Annotated in this window: 16 protein-coding genes and 1 pseudogene; 9 read left to right on the forward strand and 8 right to left on the reverse strand. The window is 70.3% G+C overall.

Annotated elements, in window-relative coordinates:
• Positions 1 to 368, forward strand: a pseudogene (locus ABT232_RS09985) (serine/threonine protein phosphatase); the annotation flags it as partial.
• Positions 369 to 561: 193 nt separating this feature from the next.
• Positions 562 to 1,428 (forward strand): hypothetical protein, encoded by an 867-nt coding sequence (locus ABT232_RS09990; RefSeq protein ID WP_351838443.1) that lies wholly within the window; start codon positions 562 to 564, stop codon positions 1,426 to 1,428.
• Positions 1,429 to 1,512: 84 nt separating this feature from the next.
• Here the strand turns inward: ABT232_RS09990 and thiC are convergent, their stop codons facing one another.
• Positions 1,513 to 3,318, reverse strand: coding sequence for a phosphomethylpyrimidine synthase ThiC (gene thiC, locus ABT232_RS09995; RefSeq protein WP_351838446.1), 1,806 nt, complete (start codon positions 3,316 to 3,318; stop codon positions 1,513 to 1,515).
• A 253-nt stretch (positions 3,319 to 3,571) separates the two neighbouring features.
• On the opposite strand from thiC, the gene ABT232_RS10000 reads away from it, so the two are divergent.
• On the forward strand, positions 3,572 to 5,173 hold the full coding sequence (locus ABT232_RS10000) for a YibE/F family protein (protein WP_351838448.1): 1,602 nt from the start codon (positions 3,572 to 3,574) through the stop codon (positions 5,171 to 5,173).
• 144 nt (positions 5,174 to 5,317) lie between these two features.
• Here ABT232_RS10000 and ABT232_RS10005 read toward each other — a convergent pair whose 3' ends face one another.
• From ABT232_RS10005 to ABT232_RS10020, 4 genes are all read right to left on the reverse strand, one after another.
• A complete protein-coding gene (locus ABT232_RS10005; RefSeq protein WP_351838451.1) occupies positions 5,318 to 5,755 on the reverse strand; it encodes an SsgA family sporulation/cell division regulator in 438 nt (145 codons plus the stop codon).
• A gap of 100 nt (positions 5,756 to 5,855) precedes the next feature.
• The gene (locus tag ABT232_RS10010) at positions 5,856 to 6,569 is read right to left on the reverse strand and encodes an IclR family transcriptional regulator (RefSeq protein WP_450871785.1); all 714 of its coding nucleotides are present in this window, start codon (positions 6,567 to 6,569) and stop codon (positions 5,856 to 5,858) included.
• Between the two features lie 823 nt (positions 6,570 to 7,392).
• Entirely contained in the window at positions 7,393 to 7,605 is a 213-nt protein-coding gene (locus tag ABT232_RS10015; RefSeq protein WP_351838453.1) for a DUF5326 family protein, read from the reverse strand.
• Between the two features lie 126 nt (positions 7,606 to 7,731).
• Complete coding sequence (locus ABT232_RS10020) at positions 7,732 to 8,049, reverse strand: cupin domain-containing protein (protein WP_351838456.1); 318 nt, start codon at positions 8,047 to 8,049, stop codon at positions 7,732 to 7,734.
• Positions 8,050 to 8,106: 57 nt separating this feature from the next.
• Between ABT232_RS10020 and ABT232_RS10025 the strand changes: the two genes are divergently transcribed.
• From ABT232_RS10025 to ABT232_RS10045, 5 genes are all read left to right on the forward strand, one after another.
• Complete coding sequence (locus ABT232_RS10025; protein ID WP_351838458.1) at positions 8,107 to 8,484, forward strand: phage holin family protein; 378 nt, start codon at positions 8,107 to 8,109, stop codon at positions 8,482 to 8,484.
• A gap of 5 nt (positions 8,485 to 8,489) precedes the next feature.
• A complete protein-coding gene (locus tag ABT232_RS10030) occupies positions 8,490 to 8,981 on the forward strand; it encodes a low molecular weight protein-tyrosine-phosphatase (protein ID WP_351838460.1) in 492 nt (163 codons plus the stop codon).
• Positions 8,978 to 10,120, forward strand: coding sequence for a cystathionine gamma-lyase (locus ABT232_RS10035; RefSeq protein WP_351838463.1), 1,143 nt, complete (start codon positions 8,978 to 8,980; stop codon positions 10,118 to 10,120). Before ABT232_RS10030 ends, ABT232_RS10035 begins: the two co-directional genes overlap by 4 nt.
• A 373-nt stretch (positions 10,121 to 10,493) precedes the next feature.
• Positions 10,494 to 11,399, forward strand: a complete 906-nt coding sequence (locus ABT232_RS10040) for a LysR family transcriptional regulator (RefSeq protein ID WP_351838466.1) — start codon at positions 10,494 to 10,496, stop codon at positions 11,397 to 11,399.
• 73 nt (positions 11,400 to 11,472) lie between these two features.
• On the forward strand, positions 11,473 to 11,955 hold the full coding sequence (locus tag ABT232_RS10045) for an NUDIX domain-containing protein (RefSeq protein ID WP_351838469.1): 483 nt from the start codon (positions 11,473 to 11,475) through the stop codon (positions 11,953 to 11,955).
• 94 nt (positions 11,956 to 12,049) lie between these two features.
• Here the strand turns inward: ABT232_RS10045 and ABT232_RS10050 are convergent, their stop codons facing one another.
• Both ABT232_RS10050 and ABT232_RS10055 read right to left on the reverse strand, forming a co-directional pair.
• Positions 12,050 to 13,555 carry a globin domain-containing protein gene (locus ABT232_RS10050; protein ID WP_351838472.1) on the reverse strand — a complete coding sequence of 502 codons (1,506 nt, stop codon included), beginning with the start codon at positions 13,553 to 13,555 and terminating at the stop codon, positions 12,050 to 12,052.
• 342 nt (positions 13,556 to 13,897) lie between these two features.
• The gene (locus tag ABT232_RS10055) at positions 13,898 to 14,530 is read right to left on the reverse strand and encodes an HAD family hydrolase (RefSeq protein WP_351838475.1); all 633 of its coding nucleotides are present in this window, start codon (positions 14,528 to 14,530) and stop codon (positions 13,898 to 13,900) included.
• A 222-nt stretch (positions 14,531 to 14,752) separates the two neighbouring features.
• Here ABT232_RS10055 and ABT232_RS10060 point away from each other — a divergent pair, with 222 nt between their 5' ends.
• Complete coding sequence (locus ABT232_RS10060) at positions 14,753 to 15,619, forward strand: GNAT family N-acetyltransferase (protein WP_351838478.1); 867 nt, start codon at positions 14,753 to 14,755, stop codon at positions 15,617 to 15,619.
• A 104-nt stretch (positions 15,620 to 15,723) separates the two neighbouring features.
• Here ABT232_RS10060 and ABT232_RS10065 read toward each other — a convergent pair whose 3' ends face one another.
• Complete coding sequence (locus ABT232_RS10065; RefSeq protein WP_351838481.1) at positions 15,724 to 16,146, reverse strand: GlcG/HbpS family heme-binding protein; 423 nt, start codon at positions 16,144 to 16,146, stop codon at positions 15,724 to 15,726.
• Positions 16,147 to 16,194 lie beyond the last annotated feature (48 nt).

Genomic DNA, 16,194 nt, shown 5'->3' on the forward strand with positions numbered 1-16,194 from the left:
CCTACCTCGACTACGGCGACTCCATCGAGGCCGTCAACGACAACGTCCGCGAGACCATCACCCGCAACGACGCGGACGAGGTCTGGGACCTGTTCCGCAAGTTCACCAAGCGCTTCTCCTTCCGCGACGAGGGCGGCGCCGACGCCGTGCGCTCCCTGCTCGATACGTACGGCGGCACCCGCATCGTTCACGGCCACAGTCCGATTCCGTACCTGCTGGGCGAGGTCGGCTCCGAGGACGGCGAGGACAGCACCGGTCCGCTGGTCGAGGGACCGCACGTCTACGCCGACGGGCTCGCCATCGCCATGGACGGCGGAGTGACCATGGCCGGAAAGCTACTGGTCCAGCAACTCCCCCTGACTGGCTGAGCGTTCACCGGGCAGGCGTCCCCGGACGGCGGACCGTCGCGTGACGGTCCAGGCCGGGGCCCAATTTCGGTAAACCCCCTGTCACCCCCCACCGTCACCGCTCTACCATCGCCTTATCCGTAGCAGGCTCCCCTCCGTTTCTGCCCGACGGCTCGTCAGCGTGCGAGCCCCAAGCCCTACGGAGCATCGGGGGATGCAGATGAACAGCGTTCCGCAGCACCTGCTGAGTGAGGACCGCCAAGAGTACGAGCGGCTCCTCGACGAGGCGCTGCGCTCCGCCCCTCACCACCCGGAACTGGCCGCTGTCGGACAGCGGCTCACCACCGAACAACTGCGCACCATGGCACTCGGCGCCTCCGCCCTCATCACGGCCGCCGCGGCGACCGAGTACCAGCACTATGTGAAGGTCCGCGAGGAACTGCGCCGGCCGGCGCCGTCCACCGCGTCACCGGTCCGCACGTCCGACTCCACCGAGCCGGGTCCCAGTCCGCTGGGGCTCGCCACGACCGTGGGAGAGGCCGCCGAGACCGTGGGCGCGGGCGCCGTGGCCGTGGTCGCCGTCCTGGCTCCCGTCCTGGCCGGAACCGCGGCGGCGATCTTCCTGCTCGTCGGCTACATCCTGAAGATGCTCGACCCCGAGCGGGCCTTCGCCCGCACGATGCTGACCACCGGATGGGTGTTCGGTGCCGTGACCGCCCTGGCGATCCTGGTCGCCGCCGTCGGACTGCTGCTCACCGCCCTGCGCAACCGGCCCTCACCGGAGACCGGTGCGTACGGCGAACCGAGCGGCGAGCTGACGCTGGCCAGAGAAGCCTGGCGCGAGGCACTGCTGGAGCGCGGCATCCTGCCGTTCCTGCGGGACGCCCTCGCCGAACCCGGCACGGCCGCGCTGCGGCGCACGACGCCCCCGGCGCCGACCAGCCGCATGCCCCACCTGGGCTACGGCCGCCCCGGCTTCACCAGTCCGGGCGACGGCTCGGCGGCGGGGCACCGGCCGAGCTTCAGCAGCCCGGACTACTCCAGCCCGGAGTTCGGCGGCCCGGAGCACCGGCCGGAGTGACCGTCGGCTTGCGCCCCCACGCGGGGAGCGCAAGCCGAAGACGGCTGGTCGCCGACGTGCCGCGAGGCCGGGACCGACGTCGGGTCAGTCCGCGATCGGCAGGTAGACCCGGTTGCCGGCCGCGGCGAACTCCTTCGACTTCTCCGCCATGCCCTGCTCGATCTCCACCCGGGAGCCGCCGTGTTCCCGGCGGATGTCCTGGGAGATCTTCATCGAGCAGAACTTCGGCCCGCACATCGAGCAGAAGTGCGCTGTCTTGGCGGGCTCGGCCGGCAGCGTCTCGTCGTGGAACTCGCGGGCCGTGTCCGGGTCGAGAGCCAGGTTGAACTGGTCCTCCCACCGGAACTCGAAGCGGGCGTCGGACAGTGCGTCGTCCCACTCCTGCGCCCCGGGATGCCCCTTGGCGAGGTCGGCCGCGTGCGCGGCGATCTTGTAGGTGATGACGCCGGTCTTGACGTCGTCCCGGTTGGGCAGCCCCAGGTGCTCCTTGGGCGTGACGTAGCAGAGCATCGCCGTGCCCCACCAGGCGATCATCGCGGCACCGATGCCGGAGGTGATGTGGTCGTAGGCCGGAGCGATGTCCGTCGTCAGCGGGCCGAGCGTGTAGAACGGCGCCTCTTCGCAGATCTCCTGCTGGAGGTCGATGTTCTCCTTGATCTTGTGCATCGGGACATGGCCCGGGCCCTCGATCATCGTCTGCACGTTGTACCGCTTGGCGATCCGGTTGAGTTCCCCGAGCGTGCGCAGCTCGGCGAACTGCGCCTCGTCGTTGGCGTCCGCGATGGAGCCGGGGCGCAGGCCGTCACCGAGGGAGTACGTGACGTCGTAGGCGGCGAGGATCTCGCAGAGCTCCTCGAAGTTCTCGTAGAGGAACGACTCCTTGTGGTGCGCCAGGCACCACGCGGCCATGATCGAGCCACCGCGGGAGACGATGCCGGTCTTGCGGTTGGCGGTGAGCGGCACGTACGGCAGCCGCACGCCCGCGTGGACCGTCATGTAGTCCACGCCCTGCTCGGCCTGCTCGATGACCGTGTCCTTGTAGATCTCCCAGGTCAGCTCCTCGGCCTTGCCGTCGACCTTCTCCAGCGCCTGGTAGAGCGGCACGGTGCCGATGGGGACGGGGGAGTTGCGCAGCACCCACTCGCGGGTGGTGTGGATGTTGCGGCCGGTGGAGAGGTCCATGACCGTGTCGGCGCCCCAGCGGGTCGCCCAGGTCATCTTCTCGACCTCCTCCTCGATGGAGGACGTCACCGCCGAGTTGCCGATGTTGGCGTTGACCTTCACCAGGAACCGCTTGCCGATGATCATCGGCTCGATCTCCGGGTGATTGACGTTGGCCGGCAGCACGGCCCGGCCCGCCGCGATCTCCTCGCGGACCACCTCGGGAGAGACGTTCTCCCGGATGGCCACGTACTCCATCTCCGGCGTGATCTCGCCCCGGCGGGCGTACGCCAGCTGCGTGACCGCCTCGCCGCCACAGCCGCGGCGCGGCTGCCGCGGGCGGCCCGGGAAGACCGCGTCGAGGTTGCGCAGGCCGCCACGCGGCGAGGTGTGCTTGATGCCGTCGTCCTCGGGACGGACGGGCCGGCCCGCGTACTCCTCGGTGTCGCCGCGGGCGATGATCCAGTTCTCGCGCAGCGGCGGCAGGCCCCTGCGGACGTCGGTATCGACGTGCGGATCGGTGTACGGGCCCGAGGTGTCGTACAGCGTGACCGACTGCCCGTCGGTGAGATGCACCTGACGGACCGGCACCCGCAGGTCGGGGCGGGTGCCCTCGACATACGCCTTGTGCCAGCCGATGGACTTCCCGGCCTCCTCGTCCGCCGACGTCTCCGTCGAGACCTCGGCGTTCTGCGTGGAGGCAGGCGTGCGCGCGTCCTTGATGGTCATGAGACCTACTCCCTACGCCGGCATTACCCGGTAACAGGTTCGGCGGTCGACGCAGCGGTATCCGTCTGCCGACGTTTCGTGGGGAACGTCACTCGCGTGAGATGACGTTCCACGTGAAACATCGCTGGGACGGAGGTCAGCGCCCTCTCAGCCCGGTGCTCCGAGCTCCCGCGTGTACAAAGGTGCCCCCACGCTAGCGTCAATTCGGGCGCGGTGACCAGGGGGCCTCGTTCGTTCTTGCGATGATCGGTCGGTGACCACGAGCCAGCACCCCCCGTTCCCACCGCCCGAGCCCCCGTATGGCGCCGGCCCCGGAGCCGGCAATGGTCCAGGAGCCGGCAACGGTCCCGGAGGCGGACCTGATGCGGGCGGCGGGCACGGTCCTGGGTCCGGTGACGGGCATGGGCACGGACATGGGCATGGGCACGGGGCTGGTGGTGGACACGGGTCCGGAGGCGGAGGCGGGCACGGGTCCGGGGGCGGGCATGGGTCCGGGGGCGGAGGCGGACACGGGTCCGGAGGCGGGCATGGGCACTCGCACAGTCATGGGCCCGCCGCACCGGTCTCCAAGCATCTGCGCAAGCTGATCGCCGCGGTGATCATTCCGTTCGCCACCGCCGTGCTGGTCGGGCTCGTGGTGCTGTGGCCGGGTGGCGCTCCGCCGCACGAGAGGACCGGAGTCGGCTTCGACCGGCAGACCCAGCAGGCCACCGTCACCAAGGTCGAGGAGGTGGACTGCGGTTCGGTCAACGCCTCGGCGCCTCCCCCGACCGGAGACACCTCCACCGCCGAGGGCTCCTCCGCCCAGCAGCAGGCCGACGGAACCTGCAAGAAGGCGACGATCCGGGTGGACACCGGCGAGGACACCGGCCGTACCTTCACCGAGATCGTCCAGCCGGACCAGTCGCGGCAGCTGCACGAGGGCCAGGAGGTGATCGTCGCCTACGAGCCCTCCGCGCCGGAGGACCTTCAGTACTCGGTGACCGATGTGAACCGCAGGGTGCCCATGACGGTGCTCGCCGGAATCTTCGCCCTCGCCGTGGTGATCGTCGGGCGGATGCGGGGTGTGATGGCCCTGATCGCGCTGGCCCTCAGCTTCATGGTGCTGAGCCTCTTCATCCTGCCGGCCATCCTCCAGGGCTCGAACCCGCTGCTCGTGGCCGTGATCGGGTCGAGCGCCATCATGCTGATCGCGCTGTATCTGTGCCACGGCCTCTCGGCCCGCACATCCGTCGCGGTGCTCGGCACCCTGATCTCGCTGCTGCTGATCGGCTTCCTTGGCTCGGTCTTCGTCGACTGGGCCGCGCTCACCGGCAACACCGACGACAACACCGGGCTGATCCACGGCCTGTATCCGTCGATCGACATGAGCGGTCTGCTACTGGCGGGCATCATCATCGGTTCGCTCGGTGTGCTCGACGATGTGACGGTCACCCAGACCTCGGCGGTCTGGGAGCTGCACGAGGCCAACCCCACGATGGGCTGGCGGGGGCTGTACCGCGCGGCCATCCGGATCGGCCGGGACCACATCGCCTCGGTCGTCAACACGCTCGTCCTCGCCTACGCGGGCGCCGCGCTGCCGCTGTTGCTGCTGTTCTCGATCGCCCAGAGCAGCGTGGGGACGGTCGCCAACAGCGAGCTGGTGGCCGAGGAGATCGTGCGCACCCTGGTGGGCTCGATCGGCCTGGTGGCGTCGGTGCCGGTCACCACGGCCCTGGCCGCACTGGTCGTCTCCGCGGACCGCCCTGAGACCGCGCCCGCCACACCCGGGATGGCCGGCGCCGGCAACGGCGGCGCGAACGGTGTCCGGACCCCGACGGGCCGCGGCGGCCGGGGGCGGCGGCGCAAGCGCTGACGTGGTGCTGAGGCTGATGCTGAGGACGAGGACGAGGGGAGTGGCGGGTATCGGGCGGGGGCTGTGCGCCCCCGCCGGACGTCGATACGCCTAAATGCCAAAACGCCAAGCAGAAGCGTTACGCCAACCGTAGTAAGCGCTGCTTCAGCCCGCGCTCTGCTCCTCGGCGAGGATGCGGTCCAGCGCCTCGTCGAGGTGGGCGTCGAAATCGGCGAGCGAGCCCTCCTGCCCCAGCGGCACCAGCTTGTCGGTGCGGTCGAGGAAGGCGACGAGCGGCGCCGACGAGGAGCGGAACAGCGCCTGGTCGGCGCCGACCTGAAGCCGGATCAGCACCTCACCGAGGGAGTCGGGCTCGACCGGGGAGACCCGCACATCACCCTCCCCACAGGGCCGACCCACGCCGTCGATCAGCAGCTCGCGACCGAAGGCCCAGGTCACCGGGGCGTCACCGGGCAAGTGAAAGGTCAGTCGCACCGCATAGGGATCACACGTCTCGTAGCGCAGCTCCACCGGAATGCGGAAGGACAGCTCCTCGGACACGAGAAAGCTCATCATGACCTCTGCCTGTACGGACTCGCGCATCGTGTAACCCCGTCTTTTGCCGTCGACTGGCCGGGAATCAACCGTTGAATACTGGTGGCATCTTGCTGAAAGTACACGGGAGATCACAAGGAGTGAGTTTTCAGATACTGATAGAGATCGCCAGCGACCCCAGAAGGCGACCCACCTCGCTCTGCAACTGCCGTGCGGCGGGCAGCAGTCGGTCCGCCTGGTGGCACGGCAGGGAGATGGCCATCGTCGCGGCCGTCGTACCCACCGTGATCGGGATGGCCGCGCAGACCGTCCCCAGCGCGTACTCCTGCCGCTCCACGACCGGCTCCATCCGTCCCACCCTCGCGAGGCGCTGGAGCAGCATGCGGTTGTCACGCACGGTGTACGGAGTGATCGACTGCACGGGGTAACGCTCCAGGTGATCGCGACGGGTCGCCTCGTCGAGCTGCGACAGCAGGCACTGTCCGATGGCGTGCGCATGGCCGGTCTCCCGGAAGTCCGCCCACTCCTCGACCGCCGGGTTGCCCGGGGTGTCGGAGACGCACACGACCTCGATCTCGCCTTCCCGGTAGATCGCGTAGTACACGGGCACGCCGATCGAATCCCGCCAGTGGGCGAGCGCCTCCGCAATCGTGCTGCGACGTTTCTCCTGCGCTCCGCTGCTGCTCAGTCGCTCGGCTGCCGCACCGAGGAAGAACAGGCCCTTCTCCCGGCGCAGATAGCCCTCGTGCACCAGGGTGCGCAGCAGGTGGTACGTCGTGGGCAGCGCGAGGCCGGTCATACGGGCCAGTTGCTTGGCGGGAGCGCCGTACTCGTGCTCGGCGACGCACTCCAGGAGGCGCATCGCGCGCTGGACCGATCCGATGAGGGTCGAGGTCGGCTGCTGCGCGGCAGGGGCCTCGGGAGGGGCCGCGAGAGGAGTGCCGGGGCGGGATGACGGCACCGGGGTCGACCGGGCCTGAGGGGGCGCCGGGCGGGACAAGAGGGCCGGGGTCGCCGGGCGACATGGGGAGGGTGGACCGGATCGGGGGGCGGGCGCAGCCGCACTGGGTGGGATGGCGGGGCCGGATCGGGTCGCAGCCGTACCTGGAGGGGAGGGCGGGCCCGACCGGGTCGTAGTCGTACCGGGAGAGGCCGTTTGGCCGGATCGGGTCGTGGGTGAGGTGGCGGGGCCGGGTCGGGTGGCGGGGCCAGAGGGGGCCGTGGACGGGGTGGTCGGGCCGGGACGGGCAGCCGGTCCGGATGAGGTGACGGGGCCGGCAGGGGTGCCCGACGGGCGGGACCGCGGTGTCGGCTGTTGCGGAGGGGCCGCTTGCTCCTGCGGGCGCCTGGGGGACGCTCCCGGCGGTGAAGGCTGCTCGGGGGGCCGGACGCGAAGGGGAGGGGCGGGGTGAGGAGAGCGGGTGGGGGCGGGGGGTGCTTGTGATCCTGCGGGGGCGGTGTCAGCCGTGGCCATGGGGCACTCCCGAAGCGCGAGGGGGGCAGCCCGTGCGGGGGAACACGGGTGGGATGTACGGGGGTGTACGCCGCTCGCGGGGTCGTCGTCCCGCGGGGGGGGGTTCCGGACTCTAACCGTCCGCCATGGCCCGCAGACGCTCTGTCCGGGGAAACTTCCCTCGCCCGAGGGAACCGGTCCTCCTCGTCACCGGTCCCCGTCACCCACTCGTCTACCAGTCGCCCCGCGAGGACGAACCGGCCGTGAACTTCCGCACCACGTAGACGAGTCCGCCCACCAGTGCCACGAAGAGCAGCACCTTGAACAGCAGAGCGATCACGAAGCCGACCACACTGGCTATCAGACCGCCGAACACCACCAGGGCGATGACCGGCACCGCGACCCACTTCACCCACCACGGCAGCCCCGCGAAGATCTCTCGCATCGCCCTCGCCTTTCTCTCGCTCTCGATGTCCTGCCCTCGATGCTAGGTCCGCGAGCAGGCCCGACGGGGGCCTCGCATCCCTTGTCCTCCCCTGACCGGTCCCCTAGGGAATCGAGGGCCGACAGGTCAGCTCTCGGGCGGAGAGAACACCACCAGGACCCGCAGATCCTCGCTGATGTGGTGGAACTTGTGAGCGACGCCGGCCGGGACGTACACCACACTGCCGCGCGCGACCTGGGTGGTCTCCATGCCGACGGTGATCGCGGCACGGCCGCTGACGACGAAGTACACCTCGTCCTGATTGTGCGGTTGCTGCCGGTCGTGCTCCCCCGCGTCCAGCGCGTACAGGCCGACCGACATGTTCCGCTCCCGCAGAAACTGCAGGTAGGCCCCGTCGTTGGCGGCGCGCTCCGCCTCCAGTTCGTCCAGCCGGAATGCCTTCATCTTTAGGTAGCCTCGCGCCCCTGCTCGTAGCGGATCTCGTCTGCCACGATCAGACACATGATGAATTTCCTAGTCAAGACGATTGCCAACGCGGGTGCCCTCGCCGTCGCCGTGTGGCTGCTCGACAAGATCACCCTCACCGGTGACAGCACGGGCAAGAAGGTGGGCACCCTGCTGCTGGTGGCGCTGATCTTCGGCGTGGTGAACGTCCTGGTCAAGCCGATCGTGCAACTGCTCAGCCTGCCGCTGCTGATCCTCACGCTCGGTCTGTTCACCCTGGTGGTGAACGCCCTGATGCTGCTGCTGACCTCGTGGCTGGCCGACAAGCTGGACCTGAGCTTCCATGTCGAGGGCTTCTGGACCGCCGTCGTGGGCGGCCTGATCATCTCGATCGTCTCCTGGGCGCTCAACGTCGTCCTGCCCGACAAGGACTGAGTGCGATGACGTACCGCGTCTGTTTTGTCTGCACCGGCAACATCTGCCGCTCCCCGATGGCCGAATCCGTCTTCCGCGCCCGCGTCGAGGAGGCCGGGCTCGACGGCGTGGTCGTGGTGGACAGCGCCGGCACCGGCGGCTGGCACGAGGGCGACCCGGCCGACCCGCGCACCGTCGCCGTACTGGAGGAGCACGGGTACGACAGCGCGCACACCGCACGCCAGTTCCGCGCCGACTGGTTCGACCGGCTCGATCTGGTCGTCGCCCTGGACGCCGGCCACGCCACGGCGCTGCGCCGTCTCGCGCCCGGCGAGCAGGACGCGCGGAAGGTGCGGCTGCTGCGCTCCTACGACCCGGCGGCCGGCGACGACCTCGACGTCCCGGACCCTTACTACGGGGGCATGGACGGCTTCGAGGAGTGCCTTGAGATGGTGGAGGCGGCGAGCGCCGGTCTGCTCGCCGCGGTACGTGAGCACGTGGAAGGACAGGCGGCATGAGCGATTCGGGGCGTTTGACGAGCGGTGACGGCACCCGCGCGGTGCGGGCGGGGCTGCCGGAGCCGGTGAAGTACGAGCCCACCCTGCCGGGGCCGGTGTTCGCCGCGCACTTCCACCTGCCGGGCGAGCCCACCGGGCCGTACACCTACGGCCGCGACGAGAACCCGACCTGGACCCATCTGGAGCAGGCGATCGGCGAGCTGGAGGCGCCCGGGGAGGACGGCGTCGAGACGCTGGTCTTCGCCTCCGGCATGGCCGCCATCTCCTCGGTGCTCTTCTCCCAGCTGCGCGCGGGCGACACGGTCGTCGTGCCCAGCGACGGCTACCAGGTGCTGCCGCTGGTACGGGCGCAGCTGGAGGCGTACGGCATCGAGGTGCGCACCGCGCCGACGGGCGGCGACGCGCAGCTGGACGTCCTGGACGGGGCGAAGCTGCTGTGGATCGAGAGCCCGTCCAACCCCGGTCTGGACGTCTGCGACATCCGCCGGCTCGTCGAGGCGGCCCACGCGCGCGGCGCCCTGGTGGCCGTCGACAACACCCTCGCCACGCCGCTCGGCCAGCGCCCGCTGGAGCTGGGCGCCGACTTCTCCGTGGCCAGCGGCACCAAGCAGTTCACGGGGCACGGTGACGTCCTGCTGGGCTACGTCACCGGACGCTCCGGCGAGGCGATGACGGCCGTACGGCGCTGGCGCAAGATCATCGGGGCGATCCCGGGCCCGATGGAGGCCTGGCTGGCGCATCGCTCGATCTCCACCCTCCAGCTGCGCGTGGACCGGCAGAACGCCAGTGCCCTGGTGGTCGCCGAGGCGCTGCGGCAGCGGCCCGAGGTGACGGGGCTGCGCTATCCGGGCCTGCCCGAGGACCCGTCCCACAAGATCGCCGCGCAGCAGATGCGCCGCTTCGGCTGCGTGGTGTCCTTCACGCTGCCGACGCGGGAGCGAGCGGAACGTTTCCTCGAAGCGCTGCGGCTCGTGGACGACGCGACGAGCTTCGGCGGGGTGCGTTCGACGGCCGAGCGGCGCGGGCGCTGGGGCGGGGACGCGGTGCCGGAGGGCTTCATCCGGCTCTCGGTCGGCGCCGAGGACCCCGAGGACCTGGTGGCCGATCTGCTGCGGGCGCTGGACGAGTCGGCCGGCTGATCACGACGGCGGCCCCGGCCCCGTCCTCGGCGGGGCCTTCCTCCTCGGCCGGGCTGCCCTTCCGGCGGGCCTCCTCCTCGACGGGCCTTCCTCGTCGGCGGGCCTTCTCCGTCGGCGGGTCTCCTCCTCCGTAGCCCCGGCCGCTGCGGTGCTCTCGCTCTTCCGGCTACCCGCCATACGTCGAACGGACGGTCCGAGCCTCCCCCCTCGTGGCTCGGACCGTCCTCGGTTCTGCGCGCGAAGAACCGCGCGAACAAGGCTAGTTGACTCTGTGTCAGTGTCCAATCACCGTAGCGACAGAGACCTATCGACTTATTTATAGTTGGGCCCTGCCCGAGGGCCGGGAGGCAGCGAGGTAAGGGGGCACACCACCATGGACCTGGCCTTGCTGCGCACCTTTGTGACGGTGCACCGGGCCGGCTCCTTCACCCGCGCTGCCGCCCTGCTGGGCCTCTCCCAGCCCGCCGTCACCTCGCAGATCCGCACTCTGGAACGCCAGCTGGGCCGTCCGCTGTTCCTGCGGCAGGCCCGCGGCGTGACCCCGACGACCATCGGCGACGAGCTCGCCCACAAGGCCGCCCCGCATCTCGACGCTCTGGTGGAGATAGCCGAGACCGGGCTGGACGAAGAGTCCTCCTTACGCACCCTGCATCTCGCCGGACCTCCTGAGTTCACCGCTGCGCGAGCCTTGCCGGCCCTGGCGGCGCTGACCGGCGAGGAGGGACGGGGGCTGTCCCTGCGCGCGTCCTTCGGGAACGCCGAGGAGGTCCTGGAGGGGGTGGCCGCCGGGCACCACGATCTCGGCATCAGCACAGCCCGTCCACGAGGCGCCCTGCTCATCCCCACCCCGCTCTGCGATGAAGAGCATGTCCTGGTCGCCGCCCCGCGCTGGGCCGAGCGCATCGGCGAGGGGACGCCGCGCAGCAAAGGGGCGGCCGCCCTGGAGAACCTGCCCGTCGTCGAGGTTCACGAGTCCCTGCCCTTCGTCGCCCGTTACTGGGCCTCCGTCTTCAACTCCCGCCCGGCCGCCTCCGGAACGGTGATCGTCCCCGATCTGCGCGCGGTGCTCGCCTGCACGATCACCGGCGCCGGACTCGCCGTACTGCCCCGCTATCTGTGCGCCGACGCGCTGGAACGAGGGGATGTCGTCGCCCTGCACGATCCCGCGATACCGCCGCTGCGTACGTACTTCCTGGTGGTGCGTACCGGGACGCTGGCGATGCCGCATATCGCACGGGCTCACGAGTGGTTGCAGCAGTCGGCGGCCGACTGGTGCTGAGCGTCACTCCATGAGCCCCATCGGTCACGTTTCGCGATGTTTCACGTGGAACCAGCGGGGCCACATTTCAGTCATGACCGTCCGACCCGTGGTCAAGCGCACCGCCCGTGCCGTTCTGCTGGACGGTGACGACCTGATCCTGATCAAGCGCACCAAGCCCGGTGTCGATCCCTACTGGGTGACGCCCGGTGGCGGGGTCGAGCCGGAGGACCCGACCGTCGTCGACGCCCTGCACCGCGAGGTCTACGAGGAACTCGGCGCCAAGATCACCGATGTGGTGCCGTGCTTCGTGGACACGGTCGAGCACATCGGTGAGGACGGTGGGGCGACCGGGGTGAAGGTGCAGCACTTCTTCGTGTGCCGCCTGGAGTCCATGGACCCGGCACTGCGGCACGGCCCCGAGGTGGAGCGACCGGCGGGCGAGTACGAGATCGTGCGCGTGCCGTTCACCCGGGTGGGCATTGCCTCCGTTCACCTCGTCCCGCTGTCGCTGCGGCACTACCTCGACGGGAACGTCGAGGGCGTACGCGCCATGCACGCGCCCGACCTGGGCTGACGCTCCGGGGACTCGCGCCGCACTGACGGCTCCCCTGGGGCAGGCCTTGTCGTGCTCGGACGGGCTCGGGCGGCCTTGGCTCCGCTCGGGCGGCTCAGCTGCCCATGACGACGAGTTCCTCCACGGAGTCGTGCCGTATGCGGTCGGAGGGGATGCCGACGTACCTGAGCGCGTCCACCCCGCTGCGGATCATGCCGGGCGGCCCCGAGAGATAGGCGTCGAACTCGTTCCAGGGGCCGTACTCGCGGATGGCGTCGGGCAGCTGGAGGTGCGCCTGCTGGTCGATGATGGCGCGCACGGAGAGCCAGGAGTGGCTCTGCTGGAGCCGGAGCAGCGTGTTGATGTCGTACAGGTCGTGGTCGGTGCGGGCTCCGTAGAAGACCTCGACGGGTCGCCGCTCGCCGTGCTCGGCGACATCCTCGACCAGCGCCTTGATGGGGGCTATGCCGGTGCCGCCGCCCAGGCAGAGCAGTCCGCTGTCGGTGGTGTGGTCGACGGTCATGGAGCCGGCCGGCGGGCCGAGACGGATGACGTCACCGGGCCGGGCGCGGTGCACCAGGGCGTTGGAGACCCACCCCGCGGGGACCGCCTTCACATGGAATGTGAGCAGCCCGTCGGAGCGGGGCGCCGAGGCGAAGGAGTAGTGCCGCCAGATCCGCGGCCACCAGGGCGTCTCCACGCTTGTGTACTGGCCGGCGAGGAACGGGTAGGGCTGGTCGGGGCGGACGGTGATCACCGCGATGTCGGGCGTCCGCAGATCGTGCGAGACGACCTCGGCGTGCCACCAGGCGGGTGCGCGCAGCTCATCGGCGGCCGCCGCGTCGATCATGATCTGCGAGATCGTCGTGTACGTCCGGACCCAGGCGGCTTCCGTCTCCGGGTCCCAGACGGCACCCGCGTACCGGCTCAGCGCACCGATCAGGCATTCCCCGACGGCCGGGTAGTGCTCGGGACGGGTGCCGTACTTGCGGTGTCCCCGGCCGAGGTTCTGCAGGTAGTCGACGAGGACCGGGGTGTTGTCGATGTGCTCGGCGGCGGTGAGCAGCGCCTTGAGCAGCCGGTCCCGCTGGGTGTCCATCGCGGGCGGGAAGAGCGGCCTCAGGTCGGGGTGGCGCACGAAGAGCAGTGCGTAGAAGTAGGAGGTGACCTTGTCCGCGACCGGGCCTATCTCGGCCATGGTCCGCTGGACGAGCACCGCGTCCGGTGACGCCTGGCGGGCCGGGGCGGTCGGCTGCGGGGCCTCTGCGGGTGCGGTGGGGGCGTGCGGCCCGGCGAGACCGGTCGGAGCGGACGAGCCGCGCGGCCCGGACCGTCCGGGCTGAGAGGGCTGAGCGGGCGAAGGCTGGTACAGCGTCGGACGCTGGGTGGGGTGCTGAGTGGGGTGCTGGGCGGGAACGCGGTGCGGGGCTTCCTCGGGGCGGGCAGCCGTCCCTTCCGGCGTGGGTATCGGGGGCGCCGGGGATATCCCGGTGGGCTCAGGGGCGGATGCGCTGTCCCGCTCGCCCTCCGGTGCCGTCACCGGCTGCTTGCGCGGCGCGAACCAGCCGCCCCCGCCGTCGGAAGTGCCGTTGTCGGCCGACGTGGTGGTCGGAGCGTCCATGCTGTGCCTCGCCTCGAACATCTCTCGGTCGGTCTGCGCACTTCCGCGCTCGGAAGGTGCCTGCTTCCCCCGCAGACGGCTTGCATTCCCCGTGTGCTGCCGTGTCCGATGCGGCCCCATCGAACCTGTCCCGCCGATGCGGCGGCCGCATAACCCGGAACACGGGTCCTCGTTCTCTCCGTCCCGTCAGGCTTCTTTGCCTTGTTCTTGTTCCCGGCCGGGAGGCACGCGGCCCTTCCCGAACGGGAACCGGACTCGACCATACCGGCCACCGCCCCGCACACAAGTCCCCCCTCGGCCCCTCACGAATCCGACCATGGGGCGAACCATGAATTCTTCCAATTACCGGGCGCGGCGGACCAATTCATAGGCATCCCACAGATCCTCCCCCTCATAGACATGGGTCGCGAGACCGGTCAGGTGCCGGTCCGCATTGACCGCGACGGAAACAGGTACGACAGCGAAGAGGTCCTTGTCCGAGGCCGAATCGCCGTACGCCACACAGTCGGCCCGCGTCACCCCGAACTGCTCGCACAGCCGCTCAGCGATCAGCACCTTGGCCGCCGCACTGAGCACCCCCGTCGGGTCAACGGGCTCGGTGAACGGCACGGCGGGGAAGCGGGACCCATGGGCCGCATGGGCGCCCCAGCCGGTGAGCCGCTCCACGAAGAACGAGGGGGACAACGAGACGACGGCGCAGTAATCTCCCCGCTCCCTGATCTCCGCCCAGACATCGCGGATGCGGGCCAGCCACGGCGCCCCGGTGAAGGCAGCCGCCACATGTGCCTCGGTCAGCTCCGCCCAGAGTCGGTGCACGCGCTTCGCATACTCCGGCGGGCCTATCTCTCCGGTCGACACCGCCCGGTCGAGTGCCAGGGTCTCCCTTTCCAGGCCGAGTTGTCGGGAGATCTCCACCGGTGCGGATGTTCCGCGCAGCAAGGTGCCGTCGAGATCGAAGAGATGAAGTCTCGCCATGGCGCTCGAGGCTACCGGGGCACCATGCCGGGCCACCGGTCCGCGGACCGCCTATTTCACGGCTGATGCCCGTTCGTTCTCCGATGTTTCACGTGAAACACCTCGCCGTCGTCCGCCTCCGTGTCCTCGCACCCGGCACAGGGCAACAGCATGGCCAAAAGGACGTACGTCTCACCCGAAACAGGTGGACGCCGAGGGGGCCCGTCGGACAGCCTGACCTGCGTGCCCACTCCTTCCCTCGCCGCTCTGCCCATCCGCCGTCTGACGCTTCGCGATCTCACCGCCTGCGCCGACCTGTCCGAGAACCGGGGGTGGCCACGCGAGGAGCACAAGTGGGGCTTCCTCCTCACCGCAGGCAAGGGGTACGGCATCGACGACCCTGACGGCGGGCTCGTCAGCGCCTGCGTCGTCACCGAGTACGGCCCCTACGACCGTCCCGACCTGGCGGCCGTCGGCATGGTGCTGGTCGCCGATCGGCACGCCCGCAAGGGCATCGGACGCCGGTTGATGCGTCACATCGTCACCGCGATGGGCCCGACCCCGCTGACCCTGCACGCGACGCCGTACGGACGCCCGCTCTACGAGGAACTGGGCTTCAAGGTCACCGGCCGGGCCGAGATGCTCAGGGGGCACTTCACCGCGGGTGGATCGGAGCCGAAGATCTCCACGCGGTCGGCCACGGCGGAGGATCTGCAGGCGATCCTGAGGCTTGACGAAGAGGTGTTCGGCGCGGACCGCACGCACATCGTCACCCGGCTGCCCGCCTTCGCCGACCAGCTGCGCGTCGCCGAGGAGAACGGCCGGATCATCGGCTACACGGCCGCCTGGCCCAACATGGAGACACATGTGGTCGGTCCGCTGATCGCCCGGGACACCGAGACCGCCAAGGCGCTGATCGCCTCCCTAGCCGCCCACACCGACCGCCCGCTGCGCACCGACATCGACGTACGCCATGAGGAGCTGCTGGCGTGGGCGAAGGCGCGAGGGCTGGTGTCTGTCGCGTTCAACGCGGTCATGACGTACGGCATCGGCGAGCTGCCCGGTGACTGGAGCCGGCGCTTCGCACCCGTGACGGTGGCCGCGGGCTGAACCACGCCCGGGCACACAGGACGCCGGCCCCCGTCGGGGACCGGCGTCTGCCGTCTTCTCTCTGCGCTCTTCCGAACCCTTCGCCGGCTGTTGGAAAGCCGCTGTCAGGCGAGGGCTTCCACGGCGGCGGTGGCGAAGCCGTGGTCCTGCTCCGGGGCACCGCCGCCGACACCGATCGCACCGATCAGCCGGCCGTCCCGCCGCACCGGTACACCGCCCGCGATGAACAGCAGCGGCTTGTCGAGGGCGGTCGGGAGGCTGTGGAAGGGCCCGTCGGGCTTGACCGCGTCGACGAGGTCGGCGGTGGGGGCGTCGAGCTGCAGGGCGGTGTACGCCTTGCGGGTGCTGGTCTCCCCGGAGATCAGCACGGCCCGGTCGTCCCGCCGGAAGGCCAGGAGGTGGCCGCCCGCGTCCAGCACGGTGACGCTGACCGTGACACCGGCGGCTTCGGCGGCTCGGTAGGCCGTCGCGACCAGGGTCTCGGCTTCCTGGGTGGTCAGGGGGGCGACAGCGGTGGTCGTGCTCATCAGGGGTTCTCCTTACGAGTGGTGCTGTGGGCCGCCGGCCGCGGGGAC

The organism is Streptomyces sp. NPDC001532, from assembly GCF_040298625.1.
Lineage (GTDB): Bacteria > Actinomycetota > Actinomycetes > Streptomycetales > Streptomycetaceae > Streptomyces.

Coding starts and splice junctions, on each gene's coding strand:
- ABT232_RS10005 (WP_351838451.1), bottom strand. CDS start 5,755: ATGCGCGAGTCCGTACAGGCAGAGGTCATGATGAGCTTTCTCGTGTCC.
- thiC (WP_351838446.1), bottom strand. CDS start 3,318: ATGACCATCAAGGACGCGCGCACGCCTGCCTCCACGCAGAACGCCGAG.
- ABT232_RS10015 (WP_351838453.1), bottom strand. CDS start 7,605: ATGCGAGAGATCTTCGCGGGGCTGCCGTGGTGGGTGAAGTGGGTCGCG.
- ABT232_RS10045 (WP_351838469.1), top strand. CDS start 11,473: ATGACCGTCCGACCCGTGGTCAAGCGCACCGCCCGTGCCGTTCTGCTG.
- ABT232_RS10010 (WP_450871785.1), bottom strand. CDS start 6,569: ATGCGCCTCCTGGAGTGCGTCGCCGAGCACGAGTACGGCGCTCCCGCC.
- ABT232_RS09990 (WP_351838443.1), top strand. CDS start 562: ATGCAGATGAACAGCGTTCCGCAGCACCTGCTGAGTGAGGACCGCCAA.
- ABT232_RS10035 (WP_351838463.1), top strand. CDS start 8,978: ATGAGCGATTCGGGGCGTTTGACGAGCGGTGACGGCACCCGCGCGGTG.
- ABT232_RS10030 (WP_351838460.1), top strand. CDS start 8,490: ATGACGTACCGCGTCTGTTTTGTCTGCACCGGCAACATCTGCCGCTCC.
- ABT232_RS10025 (WP_351838458.1), top strand. CDS start 8,107: ATGATGAATTTCCTAGTCAAGACGATTGCCAACGCGGGTGCCCTCGCC.
- ABT232_RS10020 (WP_351838456.1), bottom strand. CDS start 8,049: ATGAAGGCATTCCGGCTGGACGAACTGGAGGCGGAGCGCGCCGCCAAC.
- ABT232_RS10040 (WP_351838466.1), top strand. CDS start 10,494: ATGGACCTGGCCTTGCTGCGCACCTTTGTGACGGTGCACCGGGCCGGC.
- ABT232_RS10050 (WP_351838472.1), bottom strand. CDS start 13,555: ATGGACGCTCCGACCACCACGTCGGCCGACAACGGCACTTCCGACGGC.
- ABT232_RS10055 (WP_351838475.1), bottom strand. CDS start 14,530: ATGGCGAGACTTCATCTCTTCGATCTCGACGGCACCTTGCTGCGCGGA.
- ABT232_RS10065 (WP_351838481.1), bottom strand. CDS start 16,146: ATGAGCACGACCACCGCTGTCGCCCCCCTGACCACCCAGGAAGCCGAG.